This window comes from Bradyrhizobium sp. ISRA464, from assembly GCF_029910095.1.
In the GTDB taxonomy this organism is placed as follows: domain Bacteria; phylum Pseudomonadota; class Alphaproteobacteria; order Rhizobiales; family Xanthobacteraceae; genus Bradyrhizobium.
Map to the genome: position 1 here is coordinate 6,870,005 of NZ_CP094526.1, position 21,189 is coordinate 6,891,193.

Sequence of the window (21,189 nt, forward strand, 5' to 3'; positions counted from 1 at the left end):
CGTTGCGCGCATGTTGCGGCCTCGACAATGTGTCGCAAGTTCTACAATCGTAACCGTAAACGATTGCTTCGAGGCCATACCTTTTCGGCCCATACAAGCTGGCGCCGATTAACCCGTGCAGGTGAGCTGGGTTCGCCTGCTCCGATACAACGTCTTTGTATCGCGGTTGCGATCACCTGTCTTCAGTCGCGCGTCCCGGATACGCTCAAGCGCCCGGAGTCGCCCCAAACCGCAATGGATAGGTTTTCGATATCGGAAGTGCGGCAGCCGCGGCGCGATTTCGGCTATGGCGGCACGATCGAGGACCGGCGCAATGACAGTTCGTCTGATCCGCGTCTGCACGGTATCAGCAGATTGGCGGCGATGGCAGCGGGCAAACGCGTCCCGGATGGTGCGTAGCCAAGGCCCGCCGCCGATCGCGCGTCTCAGGGCTTGTCTGGGACTACCGCAATTCTCAAAGTCAGTACGATCCACTTGGCCGGATTGCTGCGTCACTTGGGACCGAGCGTGGAACTCCTGAGTCCCTGCTCACCTTGATGCGCGCATGTTTCTCGCTAGCTTTCCAACGATCCAAAGATCGCGCATCTCGCCCGCTGGACCGGCCTGATCTAACAGCGCTGCGAGACGTTGCCCTGATCCGCTCGCTCAGGCGAGGCCCACGGTCTAGTGTCCGGGAGAGCCGCTCCACCCAGTTCCATCAGCCCAAGCCAGGATGAGATCGAAGTCGGTCCTGGAGCGACTGCCGGTTGATGACGAGGTCGTCAAGGTGCATCGGCTCGTGCCTTGGCTGCTCTCCTTGGGCCAATCGTCGAACCAGCGCCCGCGTGCCGTCCACCAAAAAGAGGCCGCAATCATAGCTATTCCGCTGCTGGGCCATGCCGGGTGACGCCAGGCGGGCGCGCAGCCGTCGTGCGAGCTGCTCTGCCGCCTCGTCGTTGTGTCGCCGGACAGAGTCGTAGTGATAGGCAACCGGCTCTCCTCGCGTGCGGCGATCAAGGAGCAGCAGCGACCAATGGTTGCCGCGGCGATTGGGAGCCGTAGCATCGTTCACGGGCAGGAACACGAAGTCGGCGGTATCATTTCCATTCGGATCGTAGACGATGCGCCGGATTGCGCGGTGCATGTCGCTCGCGGTGCCGAATCGCAGTTGATAGTGGGCTATGAGGGGATCCACGAACTGCGTCCGAGCGGCGAGCTCCGGATGGTCCATCTGCAACTCCTGCGCCAGGAGCTCGTAATCCCTTTGAATATGCTCGTCGCCCAGCCATTCGGTGGCGCCGAGCTCTACTCCGCTTCGGCCGTGAGAGGAGGTTGTCGGATCCAAAGCTCCGATCTGAGCATCGGCGGATGTGCGCGGGAACGGCGCATGATGAGCGTCATCACGACGCAGCTCCTGCGGCGTAGGCGCATCCAGATCAATAAATGACTCAAGGCCGGCGTAGGTGTCTGAGCGAGCCCTGACGGGGTGCGCTGGCCCAAAGTGAGCATCGTCGTGCAAGTCGGACGCCGTCGGCGTATTCAGATCAACAAATGGCTCAAGGCCGCCGTAAGTGTCTGAGCGAGCTCTGGCAGAGGGCGCCGGCGCAAAGTGAGCATCGTCGCGCAACTCGGACGGCGTCGGCGCATTCAGATCAACAAATGACTCAAGACCGCCGTAAGTGTCTGAGCGAGCCACGGCAAGATGCACCGGCGCAAAGTGAGCATCGTCGCGCACTTCGGACGGCGTCGGCGCATTCAGATCAACAAATGGCTCAAGACCACCATAGGTGTCTGAACGAGCCCTGGCAAGATGCGCTGGCCCAAAGTGAGCATCGTCGCGCAGTTCGGACGGCGTCGGCGCATTCAGATCAACAAATGACTCAAGACCGCCATAGGTGTCTGAGCGAGGCCTGGCAGAGGGCGCTGACGCAAAGTGAGCATCGTCGCGCAGTTCGGACGGTGTCGGCGCATTCAGATCAACTAATGACTCAAGACCGCCATAGGTGTCTGAGCGAGGCCCGGCAGAGGGCGCTGGCGCAAAGTGAGTATCGTCGCGCAACTCGGACGGCGTCGGCGCATTCAGATCAATAAATGGATCAAGACCGCCGTAGGTCCGTGACGGGGCACTGGCAGTTGATGGTGATGCTGGTTCTTGCATCTGCTCCCCCAACCAAGCCCAAGCTCCCACGCTCGGGGTGGCTGGCGTCGGAGGAAGCTCCTGCGCCGAGCCGGACTGCCGAGCGCCCTGCGAGCTCGGCTGCTCGCGGACTTGCAGCCCCAGCTCTCGGTTCGCCTCGATGAGTTTTAAGTAGTTGCGAAGATACGACAAATCTGGGCCGTGAATTCTGGCTCCAGTCCGTTGGAACGCAAATACATCGTTGTCCAGCTTTAACTGCTCCTCACTAGAGCCGTTAAGTCTCCCAGTTATGGTTCCCCTGCCATTTTTTTTAAGCCATGCACTCAGCGCACGAAGACGTCTAGCCCGTTGCTGCGCAGCCTGCCTCAGCTTCGTAGTCGGGGTTCTAAGATCGTTCAAGCTTTGGCAGAGCGCGGCCTCGATGAGCGGGGCGTCTTCGGGATGAGGGATCAGTTGACGGGGCCGACCAAGGACACGGGGTTCGACGGCTTCGGCCTCTTCGCCCCCACGCAAGAGCCGCCGGAGAACATTCAAAGTCGATTTAATGCTGTTCCGAGAGTCTCGCCCCAGGCTCTTGTATACCGAAATCTCTTCGTCCAGTGATGAACCGCCTCGCAACCGGGAAGCTAAAGGTCCCTTATTAATCGCGTGGAGAAATCGAATGAACACCCCAAGTCCGGAAACGCTGTTACCGATCGCCCCTGGTGTGAGCTTGCGCCGCTCGGCGTCTAAACGAAACTTCGCCAAGAGCTCCGCGTCTTCGGCTGGCATTTGCTCGGCGATCGGCTGGTCCGGCGCCCGCAGGCTTTCGGACGCAAACGTGTTGGGCGTGCTCGGAACGATGGCATCATCATGCAAGTGGTACGACCTGGACGGAAGCTGAGCTGGGACAGGCAAGGAGGGCGGAGTTTCCGAGCTCGGCCACTTGCTCCAATCAAGTTCGAGTGGCATCTGCAGTGCCCCGGTTGAGGTAGACCTGGCGGGTTCCTGCGATCCGACTTGTTCCGACTCCCGGGGCCGCGCCAGCGGGACTAAGGCGGACCATGATGGGCCGCCTTCCAGCACTACCGGAAGCTTATTCTGAGCGTGCCCTTTCGAGAAGACCAATGGCCTCACGGCGTCACCCAATGGGTTGTGCTGCCAAGCCATGTCTCCGACATGCCTCGCGACTGGATGTGCCGGCGGGGCGTATTCGTGCGCACGCCATGGCATCCGAGCCTGCCTCTGCGATGGTGACGCCTCCAGTTGGTGGGATGGCGGCCGCATCACCTGCTGCTCAACAGCGGCGCCCTGCGGACCGCTTAGCGTCTTCTTTCTCTTCGCTGATCTCAAGTTCCCGACATCAGGCTCATCGCTCATGAGAACCTGCTCGCCAGGCACGACGGTGCTCGTGTGACGTTCATCCGTCGGCTCGTGATCATGGTGGCGCCCGTTCGAGGGAAGAAGGGATTCTGCAGGGTCCAATGCCAGGCCATGTCGCGGCGGCTGAAGACAGGACAATGCACCGGCTTGGTCGACCGTCCCAAAAAATAAATCCTGATCGTCCCCCTCAGACAGTGCCGCTGGCCAGCTGAACGCTGGCTGCGACCCGCCCTGCTTAGTCGCGGCCTCACTCCCCCCTGCCCGGTCAGTGATTGACGCGACTCCGCCTGCCGACTGGGAGGCCCGGAGACGATCTAGTGCGGTAAGAACGAGCCGCCTTCGACTTTTGTCGAATATCTCAGCGTCGCTGTCCAGCGACTTGTCGTGAAGACGAGCAGCTATTCCCGGCTTCTTGTTTGCAAAGAGCCACCGGCCGAACCTGCGAAGAGGACGAACATAATTCGCCGTAGCGGTGATCTTCTTGTACCCTGCCTCAACGAGTGCGCCTTGAAGGCCGGAAACCAAGAGCGCGTCTTCGGAATAAAGAGGAGCAACGTTGGGTTTTCTCGCTCCCTCACGGAGATGATCAAGTGCCGCGCCGATACTTCTGTGACCACCGGCGTCCTTGTAGCGCTTGATCTCTTCATTTAGTGATTCGTCTTCATTCCATGTCTCGTCGAGAAGCCGAGCAGCAATGCCCGGCAGGTTGTTTGCACGCAGGTGGTGGCTGAAATCCGTGAGAAGAGTTGCATAGGTTTGGGCGGTACTCGAAGTTCCGGCCGACGCTGCTCGTTGTTTGTACTCTTTGATGAGAGTCCTGTCCTCGGGATAGGGAGTCAGGTCAGGGCGTGCCGCGATCGGCGCGACTCCTCCCGTCGACTGAGAGGTCCGCAGATGAGCTAGTGCCCAACGGACGTTCACCGTGCCACGTCTTGCTATGAACTCCTCGACATCTTCGTCCATGGACTCGTCATGAAGCCGATCAGCAATGCTAGGCTTGTCGTTCGCAAATAGCCAGCGGCCCAAACCGAGCAGAAACCCGATGTTGCTCGTAGCGGTGCTCTCGGCAGCGCCACCCCTGAGGAGCGCCTCCTTAAGCCCGGAAATAAGGAACGCATCTTTGGCATAAAGCGGCTCCTCGCTGCGACCTACCACCACCCCATTGGACTGACCGGTCTGCAGCGCTGAGGCGCCCAGCATCGCCCCGTCCTCTTCGGCATGCAGTGCTGGGATGTCTTCGTGCCCACTGGCCACCATCATGGCCTGCGCGTCCAATGATGATGCACTAACCTCATGGGCCCAGGACTGCGTTCGCAGGCGACTCCGCAAATTGCCGATTTCATTCGGCTGCCGCTCAATGGCAGCGCCTCGCTTCGCTCTCGAATTGCCTGATTCATGCTCATCGTCGAGGATCTCCTCGTCTGACAGGAAGTTGTTCCTGCCTGACGCACCCATCAGCCGGTCCGCAGCGCTGTGGTGGTTGTGCTGCCAATTCACCTGATGAAAGCTCGCTTGTGCATCAGGTGGCTGACGGCGCTCGGTTGGCTCCAGAGATAACGAAGGGCGGGGTTCGTCCATGATCCCCCAAAGCTGGTCCTGATCGTGACCTTCTGCAAGGAGAACCTCTGGCCAGCCGACAGCTCCATGCGAAGCGCTGTGCTGGACTGTGCCATCCACGATACGGTCCAGCTCCATGAGCGGCGCAGCATTCAGCGTCGTTCCACTGCCTTCGCCGTGCGGAGCCGGCGTATATGGGCGCCCACTTGCCCGCGTGACGGGCCGCGCCTCAGATCGCGATGCATCCGCTTGATGGGCGCGGACCTGCGTGAGCACGCGAGTGGACGGGACAGCGACTTCGCTCAGCTGCCGCTGAAAGGCGGGTCCCTCTGCCGACGAGTCGGCCGGAGCGACATCTTGCGTGTCCACGCTATCCGTCTGTTGACGCCCCCGATTCATTGAGACGAAGTTCATCTGTACCCACTTTCGAAGATGAAGCGCCGGAAAGCGCTGATCGTATGCGCCTGGATTAGAGCGAGACGTCGCCGGCATTTGAGGGTTCAGCTCAGAGTGCGTTCCTGACGTCGGACCCAGCAAACCGTGATTACGGTCCCAACTTGCCGCACCAAGCACCCCGAGAATGGAGCGCTCCGATGTTTCTCATTTACGATCCACTTCCGCCGGCTGGACAGACTTACACTTCTCCCTAGGAGGGATAGCTGTCGAGAACCTGACGGGCAGAATGCTGCGCGGCAATCCTGATTGCAGCGCAGGACACGTGACCCGAACTTCCCGCTCTCGTACGTGAAGGACCTGTTTGAGAGGATTCCGCAGTACGTAGAGAGAGGCAAGACGGGGCTTGAAACGCAAACAACGCTCCGCGGCCATTGAGTGCCGCGCCGCAGACTTGTTTTTGCGATGTGGCGATGCATTGCTTCGCGAGCGACGGCCTCGTCAGCTTCTCGAAAGCTCATCCATAGTAAGGACCAGCTCTATTGATTATTTGGATGTGAGACTAGCGTGGACCCGTACAATTCTGATCCATTTGATGTACCGGCTTGGTCGCAGGTGCAGCACGCCGTCTCGGAGGAGCCACGGGCGGGCCAGGCCGGGCAAGAGGGCTTTGAGCAGCACTTGGCCGAGGCAAGCCAAGCCGATACCACTCCCATCGCCAGTGGGGGCTCCGACCGTGACCGCTATCCCCATCTGTCTACAGAAGACTGGAACCTTATCGATAGCGCGGTTAGGCAATATGCGGCTCAGAAAAACCCACAACCGAACACGGTTAGGCTTTATACTCAGGCGCTTCGGCGATTGGGAAATGATCTGCGCGCTCGCGGCCGAACAACTGATCTAGGGGACCACCAGTCCCTGGTCGATCACGTCAACACCTACTTTTCGAAAAACGAAGCCATGAAGGTAGGGGTGAGCGTCCTTCGTGCATATCATGGCCATCCCGCTCCCGTCGCGCGTCGGTACCCTGACCGCGACCATTATCCCCATCTGTCTACAGAAGACCGGGTCCTTATCGATAGGGCGATTGCTCGATATGCGGCTCAGAAGAACCCACAACCGAACACGGTTAGGCTTTATACTCAGGCACTTCGTCGATTAGGGAATGATCTGCGCGCTCGTGGCCAAATGATTGATCTAGGGGATCACCAGTCCCTGGTCGATCACGTCAACACTCACTTCTCGAAAGACGTAGGCATGAAGACAGGGTTAGGCATCCTTCGTGCGTATCATGATTCCGGCCATTTAGTTTCCCGCGAGCGGCCGCGCACGATCCCCCCAGCGGTAGACGCATCTAGCGACCAGCAGTCCCCGCACGAGCCGATGGGTGCACCTTTCAGGACAAACCTCCTGCCAGGCGAGGAGGTCATCATCAGCCATGAGCATGATACAGCTGAGTTGAGGCCAGCGAAGAGGCCGAGGACCTCAAACGATTCGCAAAGCGTTGCCATTGAGCGACAGGTAGGCGAGATCGCCAATTCAGATCGCGGTGCTGGAGCAATGACGGCGGCCTCGGCGCGGCAGCTGGCTCAACCAACGGGGATCGTTATACGGGAACAGTGGGACAAGCGGCCTCTTTATTCCGAGGATCTTCCCGTCATCCTGAGGCTCGAGGAGGCCCTCATCAAGGCCGGAATGACCGCCCCCGCGGCGAAGAGCTGTGTAACCTCTCTTCTTGGCTTTAGCCGTTGGCTCTTCGCAAAAAACAAACCGAGCATTATTGCGCGGCTCGACAGTAAGTCGCTGAGCGATGGCGCTGACGTACAGGAGTTTAGCGGAAAGAGTAATAACGCGAGACTCCTTAAGGCATTGGAGCATCTTCGGACGTTTCGATCGACGGGCGGGGTGGCGCCCGTCGTACGCCCAGGCCGTTCTCGCGCCAAGCTCAATCTTCACGCCCTGAATGTGGCCGCTGAGAACGCGGTCCCGATGGAACCGAGGCGCGTCGACGACGCCGCCACCGCCGCGCACAGTGCATCGCGCGAAGCTGGCGGTCGGCCAGTGGAATCTCAGGAACCACGAGATGATCAGCCGGCCCCGTCGGCCATCACCCACGGGCACGTCGCGTTCGATCCAGAGCAGACTTCTCAGGGAGAGCATCGGCGAGTGCTGAACCATCTCGATGATCAACCCACGCCGTCAGCAGTCTCCGTCCGACCAGACGAGCTTCCGCGACTGGTAGCGGACTTGCATGACGAGCTTCACGGACAATGGGATAATCCCGCTGCCCAGCCGTTCCTCGTCGATCCAGAGGAGCTTGCTTTCAATCCAGAGCAGCTCCCTGCGGGAGAACTTCGGCGACTACTCGATAATGAATCCGCGCAAGCAGATGAGCTCCAGGATCCACGGGATGATCAACCCGCACCGTCGGCTGTCATCCAGGGGCACGTCGCGTTCAATCCGGAGCAGATTTCGCAAGGGGAGCTTCAGCGAGTGCTGGATCATCTGGATGATCACTCCATTCCGTCGTCAGTGTCCGTCCCATCAGATGAGCTTCTACGACTGGAAAAGGACTTGTATGACGAGCTTCACGGACGACGCGACAATCCCCCTGCCCAGCCGTTCTTCGTCGATCCAGAAGAGCTTACTTTCAATCCAGAGCAGTTCCCTCAAGGAGAGCTTCTGCGATTGCTTGACGATGAACCTGCGCAGTTGGAAGTGGATCGTCTACCTCGCCAGTCGCCAATCGACGAATGAGTCCAACGAACCATTCGCAGTGGATGCTCCGCGGATTTGCCGGCGCAAAGCATCAGTCAGTCGAGCCCGCCATCGCAGTATCAAGACTTTGCTGGGCTCCGGACGGCCCGATCACCGGGGCGCCTTCAGCGCATGGACAATGGCATCAATGCTTGCCGCGGCGGAACCGCCACCGACCCGAATCGTGATGCCGTCGACCTCAATCTCGAGACCCGAAATCCGGCTTGACCGTGCACTGCTGCGCCTTGCGATCTTGGCCTACGGCTGGCGCCGGCTCGTCTAGCACGGTCGGCAAAAGCCGCGGCCCGTCAATCTGCGCTGTCCGCCGTTGGCAGGCCCCGCGTCGCCAGGTGAACGCTTGTTGCGGTTCAACCCGTGTCGCCAGGCAACGTCGCAAACGTCGCGCGCCCAGTACCGGCATCTCCTCGACCGGCAGGGTCTGGTCATCCCTCGAGAACCATGGCCTCGTCCTGTCTCCGCGACCACATCCAAGCGGCCCGTCGCCACGTCCGACTTGAGGACATGGTCAAACATGGCCACGAGCCGATTCTTTCAAGAAACTGCGAACCCCGCCAATCTCTCGCGCCACAAGGTGCGACCAAGACGACGGCTAAAAAAAGGCCACTCCAAAGGAGTGGCCCAAGTCAGGGAGGAAACGCCCGCCATGGGGCCTCTGGGATCAGGCAGCAGCCTGTTCGATCGGTGAGAATGGCAAGCCGAGACTTTCGGCTACAGCCTTGTAGGTAAGCCGACCCCGATAAACATTGAGGCCTGCGCGAAGATGCGGATTTTCGAGCACGGCTGCGAAACCGTTGTTGGCGAGGGCCAACCCAAATGGCAGCGTCGCGTTATTCAGCGCCTGGCTCGAGGTCAGTGGAACGGCTCCAGGCATATTGGCCACACAATAGTGAATGACGCCATTGACCTCGTAAGTTGGATCGGCGTGGGTGGTTGGGTGTGACGTCTCAAAGCAGCCGCCCTGATCGATAGCGACATCGACGATCACCGCGCCTTTGCGCATCGAACCCAACATGCTGCGGCTGACCAGTTTCGGCGCGCTGGCCCCGGGAATGAGCACCGCGCCGACGACCACATCCGCCGCCAATACCTCTTCTTCGACGCTGTCGATCGTCGAGAACCTCGTCCGAACGCGTCCCCCGAAGAGCTCATCCAGCTCGCGCAGCCGGGGGATTGAACGGTCAATAATGGTGACTTCGGCACCTAAACCAACCGCCATGCGAGCCGCATGGGTCCCAACAACGCCACCCCCAATCACCACGATCCGGGCCGGCGGAACGCCCGGCACACCACCAATCAACAGCCCGCGTCCGCCTGCATATCGCCTCAGGGCGCTGCCAGCCGCTTCAATCGCGAGGCGGCCGGCGACTTCGCTCATCGGCGCGAGCAACGGCAAGCCGCCATGCGTATCAGTCACGGTCTCATAAGCGATAGCGGTGCACCCAGACTTTAGAAGACCATTGGCCTGCTCTGGATCTGGCGCCAGATGCAGGTACGTGAAGAGGATCTGGTTCTCTCGCAGTTGCGTCCACTCGGACGGCTGAGGTTCCTTGACCTTTACGATCATCTCGCTCGACGCGAATACCTCACGCGCGGAATCCAAAATCGTGGCGCCAGCCTTGCGATAATTGTCATCTGTAGCACCAATACCAGCACCGGCATCGCGCTCGACCGCCACACTGTGGCCGGCGGCCACATATTCGCGGACAGCGCCGGGGGTCAATCCCACACGATATTCGTGGGCCTTGATTTCCTTGGGGACCCCGATCTTCATTTGCAATCTCCTCGCTTGGACGGCTTTTCTAATCGGAACAGCACCGCGATATTGTGAGGCAGCCGCGCAAATGGCGCAGGATTTCAGCGATTTTTGTCCAGATGCGCAGGATTCAACGAATGGACGCCGACCAAATCGAATCTGATAGCTTTTGCGAAGCTTCGGACCAGCGCGGTCGCGCGCCTTTTCGCACAGAAGCGGCGCTTCGTTTCGATGATTCCGAAGGTGCGTCCTCGCGCACTGGCAAGTGCCAATGAACGGGTCGCATCCCATAACCGCCCCCGATGCCGCATCAAATTGGGTCTCAGCAGAAGCTGAACGTCTTGAGCAGGCGACAGCGATCTTAGAGCGTGCCAGCACGTCACCTCCTGGACATGGAGACGGTTTGATACTCCAAAGCCAGGCGAGGGCCAGACGGGTTGAGCGCTTTGCATCTCGCTGCGTGATGAGGAGCCGGCGGGGCTCGTTCTCGACGGTGCGACATGGGTGGACCACGACTATGGACTTGCGCGGGACGCCGAAAACATTCGCTGGGAGCACGTGTCCGGGGAGCGGTTGCTGACGAGCGGCTGCCCTTGCCACCAAATGCGTACGACGACTGCTCAGCATATGCGAGGCAATTGTTCGCCGGAGAGCCAATCGATGATTCGTCCGCCGCCAAAGCTGGTCGACAGCTGCACGAACCGATGATCGTCAGCTATGGCCTCGCCAATATCAGCTGCATCGCAACCAAGCGGATGCGCCTTCATCGCGGCAAGCACGGAACGGGCGACGTCGGGCGCCACGATGGCAACGAGTTTGCCTTCGTTGGCGACATGGAGCGGATCAAGTCCAAGGAGCTCGCACGCGGCCGCAACCGCTGGCTTCAGCGGAATGGCCTCCTCTTGCAGACGGAATCCAAGCCTCGATTGATGAGCAATTTCGTTGAGCGCTGCGGCCAGGCCACCGCGCGTCGGATCGCGCATGACCCGGATACCATTGCCGCCGGCAGCAACCATGACGGCCACGAGGCCATGCAATGCCACGGAATCCGAGACGATCTCAGTCTGAAAAGCGAGGTTCTGGCGTCTCGACATGATCGCCACACCATGCTCGCCGAGACAGCCCGAGACCAGCACACGGTCGCCCACCCTTGCCTTTTCGGCGGAGAGATCAAGTCCATCGGAGAGACGACCGAGCCCGGTCGTGGTGATGAACAGGCCATCCGCTTTGCCGCGTTCGACGACTTTGGTGTCGCCCGTGATGATGGAAACGCCGGCGCCGCGCGCCGCCTCACCCATCGAATCTGCAATCATCTTTAGGTCAGAGAGGCGGAACCCCTCCTCGATGATGAAACTTGCCGACAGATAGAGCGGACGCGCGCCGGCCATCGCGACGTCATTGATGGTGCCGTGCACCGCAAGAGAGCCGATATTGCCCCCCGGAAAGAACAGCGGTGAAACCACATAGCCGTCGGTCGTCATGACCATCCGGCCGGTGCTGACATCAAAGGCCGACTGATCGTTGCAGCGGTCGAGCCATTCATTGCCGAAGGCCTCGTGAAACAGGCTAGAGATCAGCTGCCCCATGGCGCGTCCTCCCGAGCCATGGGAAAGGTTGACGCATCCATTCTTGATATCAAGCTTGCGGTGATAGGTGTTCATTCTCGTGATACGCGCTTTGGTTGATAGTCGCGAAGACGACCGTATGTCCAATATGCCGCGCAGGCGCCTTCGGACGAAACCATGCACGCCCCGATCGGGGTTTCGGGCGTGCAGGCGGTTCCGAATAGCTTGCAGTCAACCGGCCTCTTCATGCCGCGCAGAATAGCGCAGCACTCGCATACCGGATTGTCGGCGACGTGCAGTTCGTGCATCGAGAACCGCACTTCGGCATCGAATTGGGCGTAAGCCTGCTTCAGCTTCAGCCCACTATTGGGTACGAGCCCGAGGCCGCGCCATTCGAACGGGTCTCGAAGTTCGAAAATATCGAGCACTTCTTCCTTGGCCCGCCGGTTGCCTTCGCGCTTCACCGCGCGGCTGTATTGGTTCTCGACCTCATGACGGCCTTGGTTCACCTGCCGGACCAGCATCAGGATCGCCTGCATCACGTCGAGCGGTTCAAATCCCGCGATCACGATTGGCTTGCCGAACTCTTCCGCCAGGGATTCGTAGGGCTCCGTACCGATGATGGTGCTGACATGTGCGGGCCCGACGAAGCCGTGAATTTCGACCCGACCGATATCGTGGGCGTTGCGGTTCTTCAGAATGCTGTGCATCGCCGAAGGCGTAAGCACGTGATTGCAGAACACGCTGAGATTCTTCAATCGCTTCTTCCTGGCAAGCCGAACCATCACCGCCGTCGCCGGTGTCGTGGTCTCAAATCCGATGGCAAAGAAGACCACCTCGCGTTTCGGCATCTGTTCGGCAATCCGGATTGCATCAAGGGTCGAGTAGACCATCCGAATGTCAGCGCCGAGCGCCTTGGCCCGTAACAAGGACTGTCCTTGCGAGCCAGGGGCACGCATCAGGTCTCCGTAAACACACACAGTGACCTCTGTCCGGTCCGCAAGCCTAATCGCCATGTCGATCCGGCTGGCGGGGAGAACACAGACGGGACACCCCGGTCCGTGGATCAACCGGATATTTGCCGGCAGCAGATCCTCGAGGCCATAGCGGGAGATCGCATGCGTATGTCCGCCGCAGAACTCCATGAAGCGGTAGGCCGGTCGTAAATCGGCTTCGGCGCCAATCGCACCGGCGAGCCCCTGCGCGATCGTCTTATTGCGAAATTCAACGACATATTTCATGGCCGCAATTCCCGGCCCTCAGAACCCACGTCCTGCAGCAGCTCCAGCGTGCGCTTGGCTTCGGCCGCGTCTATTCTGGCCAGGGCGTAACCGACATGGACGAGGACGTAGTCTCCAACACCCGGATCGGCGATGAGTGCGGTTGATATTTCCATGCTGACACCATCGACGGAGACGATGGCCATGTCGTCTGGAAGAATTTGCGCGATCTCCGCAGGTACCGAGAGACACATTTCAGACTATTCCTCCCACGGCTGACGACCGTTCGGCAATCTGCAGAGCAGCGATCCAGGCCTGCCCGAGGCTCAGGCCTCCGTCATTGGGCGGAACCTGCTGAGCGACCAGCGGAGTGAGGCCAGCCGCAACGCAACGGTACTCGATTTCGTTCGCAAGCACCGCATTCATGAAACAGCCACCGCTCAGCACGACGGTGGCGATGCCGGTCGTCCGCGCAGCTCGCACGACCCAGTCAACGCAGGCGGCAGCAAACGTGCCATGAAACAAGCCAGCTCCTTCCTCGGCGTCAATGTCGTCTGCAATCAGGCGCGCAAACAGCGGGCGAAGCGACAGCACGCCGTCATCGATCATCCAGCCACCCTCTAGCACCGCCGGCCGCTGCACATGTGCCTCGAGCTTCATCGCAGCTTCGCCCTCGTAGCTCTGCAACGGCACGACGCCCAAAAGCGCTGCTGCGGCATCGAACAGCCGCCCGGCGCTGGTCGTGGTGACGCCGCCGGGTCGTTCGAGCAATGATTGCAGACGCTCGGCCTGTGGCTGTGCCGCAAACCGACGTTTGATTTCGCGTCCCCGCCCCAATGAATGACATATAGCGCTCGCCATGCGCCAGGGCTCGCGGACCGCACGATCTCCGCCGGGCATTTGCAGGGGCGCAAGGTGTCCAATGCGTCGAAATTTCGCGCCTTCGCACAGCAATAGCTCGCCACCCCAATTGCTACCGTCAGAGCCATAACCGTGGCCATCGAGCAGCAGGGCGAGCGCGGGCTCCGTAAGGCCATGCTCTGCAATGACAGCAGCGGCATGCGCGTGATGATGCTGGACGGCGACCAGCGCGCAGCCGCTTGCTTCGGCAAAGCGGGTCGACGCCATGTCGGGATGCAAATCATGGGCAATGACAACGGGCCTGACGTCAAGGGTCGTTGTGAGGTGCCGGATCGTCTCTTCGAAAGAACGGATGCCTTCGCTCGTGTCGAGATCGCCGAGATGCTGGGAAACGAATGCTTCGTCGCCTCGCGTAATGGTGACTGTCGACTTTAGCGCACCGCCGACGGCAAGAATGGGCGGCACCGACCTCGCCAGGCGGATTGAGTCCGGAACGTAGCCGCGGGCGCGACGAATGAATTGGCGTCGTCCTGCCACCACCCGGACGACCGAATCATCGGCGCGCGTCAGGATATCGCGATCGTGGGTCACGATGAAATCTGCGATGCCCACAAGGCGCTGCAACGCCTCGGAATTATCAATCAGAAGCGGTTCGCCGCCAAGATTGGCACTGGTGCTGACGATGACTGAAGATTTTTCCCCATGAACTGCTGAACGAAGCGCATGGAAGATCAGGTGATGCAATGGAGCCACCGGGAGCATGACGCCAATACGCGACAGCCCCGGAGCTATTGCGGGCGCAAGACTGTTACGCGACGGCAGGAGAACGACCGGGCGGGACACGGATTCGAGCAGCGCAAGTTCGGCCGCATTCGCGTCGGCAATCTCACCGACCTGTCCCGCGGAACCGACCATGACCGCGAACGGCTTCTGGTCACGCCGCTTCCTCCTGCGCAAAAGCTGCACGACCTCATGGTTGCGTGCGTCGCAGATCAGCTGATACCCTCCGATTCCCTTGATCGCCACGACTTGGCCGCCGGCGATGGCCGCTGCAATGGTGTCGACCCCGTGGCTGAGCTGAGGACCGCATCTCGGACACGCGATCCCCTCCGCATAAAATCTACGGCTTGCCGGATCGGCATATTCGGCCGCGCAGCTGTCGCACAGCGCAAAGGACTTCATCGTGGTGTTGCGGCGATCGTACGGCAGCCGTTCAGTGATGGTGTAGCGCGGGCCACAGTGCGAGCAATTGATGAAGGGATAGAGGTAATGACGGCTGGCCGGGTTGAACAATTCATCAAGACATTGCCGACAGGTCGCAGCGTCAGCCACGATCCGCGTCGCAGGTTTGCCCAGCTCGCTGCTGCGGATCGAAAAGTCTTTCGTCGCAAGGGCGCCGATCCCTTCAATAGCGATGTGATCGATGCGCGCCAATGAAGGCCTCTCAAGCGGCAATGCGGCGACAAATTCCGATGTACGATCCCCTTCGATCTCGACGATGACGCCCTTGGAATCGTTGGCAACAAATCCTGACAATCCGAAACGGATGGCGAGACGATAGACGTACGGACGAAAGCCAACTCCCTGCACGGCGCCGCTAATGCGCACGCGCAGCCGCGTTCGGTGCCCGATCGCGTTGCCATTCGCGCTCATCGTGCCGTGCCCTCGGCCAGATCGCGCCCATGCGCGGCCTGCCGCCGGATCCAGGCGCAGAGGTCGGCAACACCTTCGCCGCTACGTGCCGAAACACTCATCACTTCGATCTTTGGATTGATCCGTCTCACATATTCGGTGGCCTGTTGCCGGTCAAAATCGACCATCGGCTCCAGATCGACCTTGTTGATCACCATCAGCGACGATGCGGCAAACATATCGGGATACTTGAGCGGCTTGTCTTCACCCTCCGGTGTCGAGAAGATCACGATCTTGCAGGCTTCGCCGAGATCGAACGCCGCAGGACAAACCAGGTTGCCGACATTCTCGATGAAGAGAATACCATGCTTGAGCGGCGGCAAGCGGCGATATGCGCGGCGGACCATCTCAGCATCGAGATGACAACCCTTGCCGGTATTGATTTGAATCGCGGGCACGCCGGTCGCGCGAATGCGTTCGGCGTCGTTCGACGTCTGCTGGTCGCCCTCGATCACGCCAACCAGATGCGTCCGCTTGAGCTCCGCGAGCGCGCGGACGAGCAGTGAGGTTTTACCTGCACCAGGGCTGGAGACGAGATTGAATACGAGTAGACCATCGGTCAGGAAGCGCGCGCGGTTCTCGGCCGCAATCCTATCGTTCTTGGCCAGAATATCGCGTTCGATCTGAATGACTCGCTCGCCGCTTGTGCGCGCGAGAGTCAAATCTGCTGCTTCAGGACTGCAATCTGCTCGCCGCTGCCCGCCATGAGCCTGCCGAGCACCATGATCATGTCGGCAAACGTGGCTGTCTCGAGAACGACGGCGATGACAACGATGCTCGTCTTGGCTGCCATGCACATGGTCGCGCTCCACGTCATAATGACTATGCGCATGATGATGGTGATCCGCCGTGGCTCGGGGGTATCGGCCGGATTCTGTGGTCGGCGCTCTTTCGCCGCAACCGCATTCGATACACATCAGTCGATCTCCAACTCCCTCAGGCGCATCTGTTCGCCCGCTGTCACCTGCAGTTGATAGCTGCCGCAGCAAGGGCACGGTGCGCCGCGCTGCGCGATCTCGACGCTCGTCGAACACGCCATGCACCAGGCAAGCCCGGGTGACTCGACGATCTCGAGAACCGCGCCGTCGGCGACCGTCCGTGCTGCAACGACCGGGAAACAGAACTTCATCGCTTCAGGAGCGACACCGCTCAATGCCCCGAGCTCAAGACATATGGTCCTTACATTCGAGACCGATCGCCGACGCGCCTCGTCCTCGACGATCTCCATGAGGTCCACGCAAAGCGCCATTTCATGCATCGCAAGTACTGCCGAAACTGACAGTGAAGGCGACGCAAGGATCGAACGAGGCAATCATGGCGCGAACCGCCGCCTGTCCATGCCGTTCCGCCGTCAGCACCGCGCCCTGCAGGCTGCGGACAAGTGGTCCGCGAGGGTGGAAATTCCATTCAGTCGGTGCGAGGAATTCGAAGCGCGAGATCTTTCCGTAACGATCAAGCTCAATCTTATGATAGAGGCGTCCCCTGGCGCATTCGACTGCGGCCGCGCCGCGGCCCGGCCCCAGCCTGTAACTTTCGACGGTTCCATCCGCTGCGGCCTCGTCATGTGCGCCCGCCTTGAGCCAGGCACACAATTGGGCGATTTCATCGATCCTCGCTTTCATCCGCTCGGCCGGCCCAGACCGACTTGGTGAGAGTCCATTACGGGTCACGTGCCGTGCCCATGGGCCTGTTTCGGGCATATACACCTGTCGACCAGTGCAACCGAAGAATCCTGCATCACTTACGAACGCCCCTTCGACGATGGTCCGGTCGTCGGCGACGGACAGGAAGGAGTGCTGCGTTGGCATAGGCTTTAATGCGAGCTTGTCGAGCTCCGCGATGCGACGCGCGAGCGGGCTACCCGGCATCAGCGCGCCGCCTTCATTCGATAGGCCGAACGCGGCCAATTTGTCCGCAACTCTGCCTGTTGCCTCGCGTCGGAAGGCGTCGGAGCCCGCCGCGGCGCTGCCGACGAGCACGGAAGCATCCTGCATCAGGGCCCGGATCGCTGCCATACTTGCGAAATCAAGCGCCAGATGCCCAACAAACAGCCCACGCAGCAATTCCGCCAGCCGCTCGGCAACGACAAGGACAATGCGATGCTGCCGGGTCGCCAGATTGATGTCCTCGCCACGCGCCGCTTCGACCGCGGACAGGAACGCCACCTGATGCGCTATGGCGCATAACGAAAATAGCCGCGGCAGCGCGTTGAGTAACGACACGGTCGGTTTGCCGGAAAATAGCGGGGCCAGCTCGAGCCGACCCCGCGGCAGGACCTCGACGGCGGCAATTGTGTCGCCCGATAGCGATAGGGTGATATCGATCTGGTTGCGGGCTGCAGCGCTCACGGATGCCGCTCCGTCCGTCCCCCGGTCAAGCTGTGCCGACGACCGATCGATCTCATCTGCGTCGCATTATGCCGACGCCGCCCGCCAAGGCCGAACGCTTGCATGCTCAAGGTGCAATCAAGGACCACCAGGTCGCGACCGCAGCTGTCGCGACAGACCGCGGCGAGCATCTTCTCCCGCGCCGGGGTACCGGCCTGCACGCCCCCGCCTAGACACTGCTCGACGTCAGTGGTCATCATCAATCGATATGGAGTTGGATTTGGGCGCATCGCAATTTGGGCCACGCCAACTCTCGGACAATGCGGCGAAAGGCGTTGCTATCGCGATCTGCGCCGTCCCGTCGTCTTCGGCCGGATCGTCGACAATCCGGCAGATGCCGCACTCCATGCGCGCCGGTCGACATATCCTGCCGGCCGTCACAATTGTCGAAGCTCGTCATTTGGAGCAAGCCTCGATGATTTCGTGCAGGCGTTCGGCGGAATCCTCCAAATCCTCGGCGGCCGCCAGCGCAATCTCCGGAATGCCGCCGACCTCCAAAGTATCCAGGATGATGTCGTCTACTGAATTGAAGAACTGCACCGACCAGACGTTCCGGATGCCCGTTGCCTGCACGCGGCAGGTGCTGTAGTCACGCAAGATGAGCTGGATCGGACCATTGCCAACGCTCTGCTGCAGGAATGACCTATCGACCGGGCTCATCGGCAACAGGGTGAAATTGATGATCTGCGCGCGCATGCCCTCGCGCCAAGCCAGCGCCCGCTCGCGGATTTCTGCAAGCACCGGTCGTACATTCATCGCTCCATCCGGCGGCGCATAGATCATGAGATCGGTCGACGTCAAATCTGTCGCAGCCCGTCGCACGATCATCGGAATCGCGCCAACCTCGATGTACTGGTGTGCCGTCTCAGTCCCGAAGCGCAAGCACCAGATTCCTGCAAGCGCGGTCTCCTGGATATGTGCTAGCGAGCCATCGGGCAGCGCAACGATGCCGGTGACCTCCCCCTTTCCAAGCACGTCGCCAACCAGCTTGCGCTCAAGATCGCTGAGATGGCCGAGGCTGAACAGTTGGGTCGAGATGCCGGAGTTTTGGCCAGCAACGGCGGCGGCGACATTCGACAACAGCGTGGTGGCATTCGGACAGCTCCTCGTGAGCTCGGCGCCATCGAGCGAAGCGAGCTTGGCGAGCGCGCAAGCAGTGGTCAAACGGCTATGGATTGCGCCGAGGCAGTCCGCGCTGGCACGAGCCGCACTCACCGGCAGACTGGGCTCTTTGGGCCGGGCCCAGATCTCCGCCTTCATGACGCGACGTTCCACAACAGGCGGGAAGAGATGATACTGGTGAGCATGGATGAAATGACTAGTCTGTTTCGAGATGTGATCGATATCGGCCGGCCAGGCCGGGGGCTTGACGATCTGGTCTCGCCTTCGCGTCCCGAAGGCGACGGATCAGCGTCGATGCGAGGGGGAAGCTCCGCCCCAGTTCGCTTTCAGCGGCCGGCGCGATGACGTCGCCGAACAGGCTTCGCCGAAATGCCTGTGTCAGCTCACGAATTGAAATCGCTAGGTGGATCGCCTCTCGCCAACCTCTTAAGTCGCGCTCCGCCAGCGGCGTCACGATCGCACCGACTGGATCGGCGGAGGCGAACCGCACGTCAGCGCACGCCGTGCCGACCTCGGGCGGACCAGGCCGCGTCAAACCATGCCTTCGAATTTGCAATTTCATCAATCTCTTTTCTGGCCGTCTCAAGGTTTTCCTGGATGAGGTATTTGCAAGGCACGTGCCAAGCGTTGCTTGCGACCGATTGCCCCTCGGCCTGGATCACCAGTGTGACATCTTTCGCACAAGGCTTGTCTTCGGCTCGAGCGTTGCTCTCCATGAAATTGGCGAACAGGACCGATGGCGGTCGCGTGCTAGCGGAGGTGCTTAGGCAGCAGAGGCTCGTGATCTATCAAATCCGCGAAGAAATGATCACAGTTGTGGCCATTGAGGGCTGCATCGAGACCATCGAGCGCCTGCGCGATCAACCGCGCTTCATCGTCATCCAGGAGCCGCACTGCGGCATCGATGTGAACAAGCACCTTCGCGCCAACTGGCGGCTCGCAGAGCAGCATGACACAGACGCGCCGCCGCTCATCGGCGCGCTCGCATAGCGCCCACATGCCGTCGGTCTCGATGATCGTCATTGGCAGGCCAAGGCACATGATAGTCTGCGCCGCTACATCGGCCGCCCCTTCATCTCATAATTCGCATGGTCGATATCGTTTGCGAGCAAGCGCTCCGATGCCGGCAATGGCCTGGTGCGCAGTTTTGGCGGCGCCCCCCATTGCGTGAGCAGTTCGCAGGCCAGTTCGATCGCCGGCGTAATTTGAGCGCGCACGGGAGCAGTCAGCGGCCCGCCCCAATCCTCCAGATCCAATGGCTGACAACCGATCAGCGCGAGCTCTCGCGGGCAGCGGCCGAGCAGGACTGCCGCACTTAAGACCTCCTGGAATCCGATCTGATGCAGGCTCAGCTTCTTGACGGCGGTGAATTTCGGCACGTCGCTGCCCCGCACAAGCTCCAACTGCCCGGGCCGGAACCCATAGTCGATGGCATCGAACACGATCAGACAATCAGCCTCGCCGAGAAAATTGACCAGGTAGAGCCCTTGCGTGCCGCCTTCGAGGATGGTGACGTTTTCGGAGACGACATACCGGCGATGAAACTCTTCCACGGCCCGCACGCCGAACCCCTCATCGGCCCATAGGATATTGCCGATGCCAAGCACCAGGATCCGTCTCGTGTTTGTCGGTTTCGCCATCAGCATCAACCGCGGAATTCACGCTGGCCCGAGATCATGGAGGATATGACGCCCCGGCGCGACATGATGTCTTCCCGGATCACGGCATAGACGTGAACGATTGCAAAGGTCAGAACCATCCATAGGCCGAGATGGTGCCACGTGCGGACGTCTTGACCGTTCGGCCAGATCGCGAACACCCAGCCAAAAAGGCTATACTGCCAGCTTTCGTTGCCGGAGCCCTGCGCGTAAAGGGCAAGGCCGGTGACGATCATGAACGCGACCGTCAGCGTGAACATGAAGAACATCGCGAGCCGAGCTAGCGGATTGTGGCCGACATGCCTCTTCGGCTTAACTTCAAGCAAGGCATACCAGCGCATCGCATCCCACAGCTCGCTCCAAAAGCAGCGACGCCAGAGCGGCACGTAGAAGATTTGCCTGGCGTTGGGGCCACTCAAGAACGCCCAGTAGATCCGCAGCAAGAAGCCGACGGTCAGCACATAGCCTGCGGCGAAGTGCGCAAAGCGGATATAGCCGAACAGGAAATTGTCGCTTGCCTCTCCTGGCATGGCCGGTGTCCCCGTCCCTATCAAGTAGCCGGTGTTGCCCAGCACTAAAATCGCCATCGCGTTGATCCAATGCCACAGACGTACTGGCGCTTGATGGACGTCGACGACAGCTCGGTCGATGTTACGATCACCTTGTTCGGCATCGACGGCCATATGAGGTGTGGGAACTTGCCCGGTCTTGTCCCGCATGACCAT

16 protein-coding genes are annotated in these 21,189 nt (G+C 60.4%); 1 reads left to right on the forward strand and 15 read right to left on the reverse strand.

Features of this window, described 5'->3' with window-relative positions; all coding sequences use genetic code 11:
* Window positions 1-697 precede the first annotated feature (697 nt).
* On the reverse strand, window positions 698-5,173 hold the full coding sequence (locus MTX19_RS31935; protein WP_280985640.1) for a Ulp1 family isopeptidase: 4,476 nt from the start codon (window positions 5,171-5,173) through the stop codon (window positions 698-700).
* An 822-nt stretch (window positions 5,174-5,995) separates the two neighbouring features.
* On the opposite strand from MTX19_RS31935, the gene MTX19_RS31940 reads away from it, so the two are divergent.
* A complete protein-coding gene (locus MTX19_RS31940; protein WP_280973465.1) occupies window positions 5,996-8,185 on the forward strand; it encodes a hypothetical protein in 2,190 nt (729 codons plus the stop codon).
* A gap of 679 nt (window positions 8,186-8,864) precedes the next feature.
* On the opposite strand, the gene ald is transcribed toward MTX19_RS31940, so the two are convergent.
* From ald to cybH, 14 genes are all read right to left on the reverse strand, one after another.
* Entirely contained in the window at window positions 8,865-9,977 is a 1,113-nt protein-coding gene (gene ald / locus MTX19_RS31945; protein WP_280973467.1) for an alanine dehydrogenase, read from the reverse strand.
* 602 nt (window positions 9,978-10,579) lie between these two features.
* Window positions 10,580-11,620, reverse strand: a complete 1,041-nt coding sequence (gene hypE, locus MTX19_RS31950) for a hydrogenase expression/formation protein HypE (RefSeq protein ID WP_280980800.1) — start codon at window positions 11,618-11,620, stop codon at window positions 10,580-10,582.
* Window positions 11,617-12,765 (reverse strand): hydrogenase formation protein HypD, encoded by a 1,149-nt coding sequence (hypD, locus tag MTX19_RS31955; RefSeq protein WP_280980801.1) that lies wholly within the window; start codon window positions 12,763-12,765, stop codon window positions 11,617-11,619. Before hypD ends, hypE begins: the two co-directional genes overlap by 4 nt.
* Window positions 12,762-12,950 (reverse strand): HypC/HybG/HupF family hydrogenase formation chaperone, encoded by a 189-nt coding sequence (locus tag MTX19_RS31960; RefSeq protein ID WP_348638232.1) that lies wholly within the window; start codon window positions 12,948-12,950, stop codon window positions 12,762-12,764. The genes hypD and MTX19_RS31960 overlap by 4 nt, the downstream gene beginning before the upstream one ends.
* Window positions 12,951-12,999: 49 nt before the next feature.
* Complete coding sequence (gene hypF, locus MTX19_RS31965; protein ID WP_280980802.1) at window positions 13,000-15,258, reverse strand: carbamoyltransferase HypF; 2,259 nt, start codon at window positions 15,256-15,258, stop codon at window positions 13,000-13,002.
* Window positions 15,255-16,214 carry a hydrogenase nickel incorporation protein HypB gene (gene hypB / locus MTX19_RS31970; RefSeq protein ID WP_280973474.1) on the reverse strand — a complete coding sequence of 320 codons (960 nt, stop codon included), beginning with the start codon at window positions 16,212-16,214 and terminating at the stop codon, window positions 15,255-15,257. Before hypB ends, hypF begins: the two co-directional genes overlap by 4 nt.
* Window positions 16,214-16,555, reverse strand: coding sequence for a hydrogenase maturation nickel metallochaperone HypA (hypA, locus tag MTX19_RS31975; protein WP_280973476.1), 342 nt, complete (start codon window positions 16,553-16,555; stop codon window positions 16,214-16,216). The genes hypB and hypA overlap by 1 nt, the downstream gene beginning before the upstream one ends.
* Complete coding sequence (locus MTX19_RS31980) at window positions 16,548-17,645, reverse strand: nickel-dependent hydrogenase large subunit (RefSeq protein ID WP_280973477.1); 1,098 nt, start codon at window positions 17,643-17,645, stop codon at window positions 16,548-16,550. Before MTX19_RS31980 ends, hypA begins: the two co-directional genes overlap by 8 nt.
* Before the next feature lie 225 nt (window positions 17,646-17,870).
* On the reverse strand, window positions 17,871-18,032 hold the full coding sequence (locus MTX19_RS31985) for a rubredoxin (RefSeq protein WP_280973478.1): 162 nt from the start codon (window positions 18,030-18,032) through the stop codon (window positions 17,871-17,873).
* A gap of 48 nt (window positions 18,033-18,080) precedes the next feature.
* Window positions 18,081-18,944 carry a hydrogenase expression/formation protein gene (locus tag MTX19_RS31990; RefSeq protein WP_280985641.1) on the reverse strand — a complete coding sequence of 288 codons (864 nt, stop codon included), beginning with the start codon at window positions 18,942-18,944 and terminating at the stop codon, window positions 18,081-18,083.
* A 58-nt stretch (window positions 18,945-19,002) separates the two neighbouring features.
* On the reverse strand, window positions 19,003-19,368 hold the full coding sequence (locus MTX19_RS31995; RefSeq protein ID WP_280985642.1) for a hypothetical protein: 366 nt from the start codon (window positions 19,366-19,368) through the stop codon (window positions 19,003-19,005).
* Between the two features lie 188 nt (window positions 19,369-19,556).
* Window positions 19,557-19,847 (reverse strand): HypC/HybG/HupF family hydrogenase formation chaperone, encoded by a 291-nt coding sequence (locus tag MTX19_RS32000; protein WP_280973482.1) that lies wholly within the window; start codon window positions 19,845-19,847, stop codon window positions 19,557-19,559.
* 14 nt (window positions 19,848-19,861) lie between these two features.
* Window positions 19,862-20,446 (reverse strand): HyaD/HybD family hydrogenase maturation endopeptidase, encoded by a 585-nt coding sequence (locus MTX19_RS32005; RefSeq protein ID WP_280978239.1) that lies wholly within the window; start codon window positions 20,444-20,446, stop codon window positions 19,862-19,864.
* Window positions 20,447-20,451: 5 nt separating this feature from the next.
* Window positions 20,452-21,183, reverse strand: coding sequence for a Ni/Fe-hydrogenase, b-type cytochrome subunit (gene cybH, locus MTX19_RS32010; protein ID WP_280973483.1), 732 nt, complete (start codon window positions 21,181-21,183; stop codon window positions 20,452-20,454).
* Window positions 21,184-21,189 lie beyond the last annotated feature (6 nt).

What these genes read in the sequence shown, in the direction of transcription:
- MTX19_RS31935 (WP_280985640.1), bottom strand. Translation starts at nt 5,173, where the DNA reads ATGGAGCTGGACCGTATCGTGGATGGCACAGTCCAGCACAGCGCTTCG.
- ald (WP_280973467.1), bottom strand. Translation starts at nt 9,977, where the DNA reads ATGAAGATCGGGGTCCCCAAGGAAATCAAGGCCCACGAATATCGTGTG.
- hypE (WP_280980800.1), bottom strand. Translation starts at nt 11,620, where the DNA reads ATGAACACCTATCACCGCAAGCTTGATATCAAGAATGGATGCGTCAAC.
- hypD (WP_280980801.1), bottom strand. Translation starts at nt 12,765, where the DNA reads ATGAAATATGTCGTTGAATTTCGCAATAAGACGATCGCGCAGGGGCTC.
- MTX19_RS31960 (WP_348638232.1), bottom strand. Translation starts at nt 12,950, where the DNA reads ATGGCCATCGTCTCCGTCGATGGTGTCAGCATGGAAATATCAACCGCA.
- hypF (WP_280980802.1), bottom strand. Translation starts at nt 15,258, where the DNA reads ATGAGCGCGAATGGCAACGCGATCGGGCACCGAACGCGGCTGCGCGTG.
- hypB (WP_280973474.1), bottom strand. Translation starts at nt 16,214, where the DNA reads ATGTGTATCGAATGCGGTTGCGGCGAAAGAGCGCCGACCACAGAATCC.
- hypA (WP_280973476.1), bottom strand. Translation starts at nt 16,555, where the DNA reads ATGCATGAAATGGCGCTTTGCGTGGACCTCATGGAGATCGTCGAGGAC.
- MTX19_RS31985 (WP_280973478.1), bottom strand. Translation starts at nt 18,032, where the DNA reads ATGGAGTGCGGCATCTGCCGGATTGTCGACGATCCGGCCGAAGACGAC.
- MTX19_RS31990 (WP_280985641.1), bottom strand. Translation starts at nt 18,944, where the DNA reads ATGAAGGCGGAGATCTGGGCCCGGCCCAAAGAGCCCAGTCTGCCGGTG.
- MTX19_RS31995 (WP_280985642.1), bottom strand. Translation starts at nt 19,368, where the DNA reads ATGAAATTGCAAATTCGAAGGCATGGTTTGACGCGGCCTGGTCCGCCC.
- MTX19_RS32000 (WP_280973482.1), bottom strand. Translation starts at nt 19,847, where the DNA reads ATGTGCCTTGGCCTGCCAATGACGATCATCGAGACCGACGGCATGTGG.
- MTX19_RS32005 (WP_280978239.1), bottom strand. Translation starts at nt 20,446, where the DNA reads ATGGCGAAACCGACAAACACGAGACGGATCCTGGTGCTTGGCATCGGC.
- cybH (WP_280973483.1), bottom strand. Translation starts at nt 21,183, where the DNA reads ATGCGGGACAAGACCGGGCAAGTTCCCACACCTCATATGGCCGTCGAT.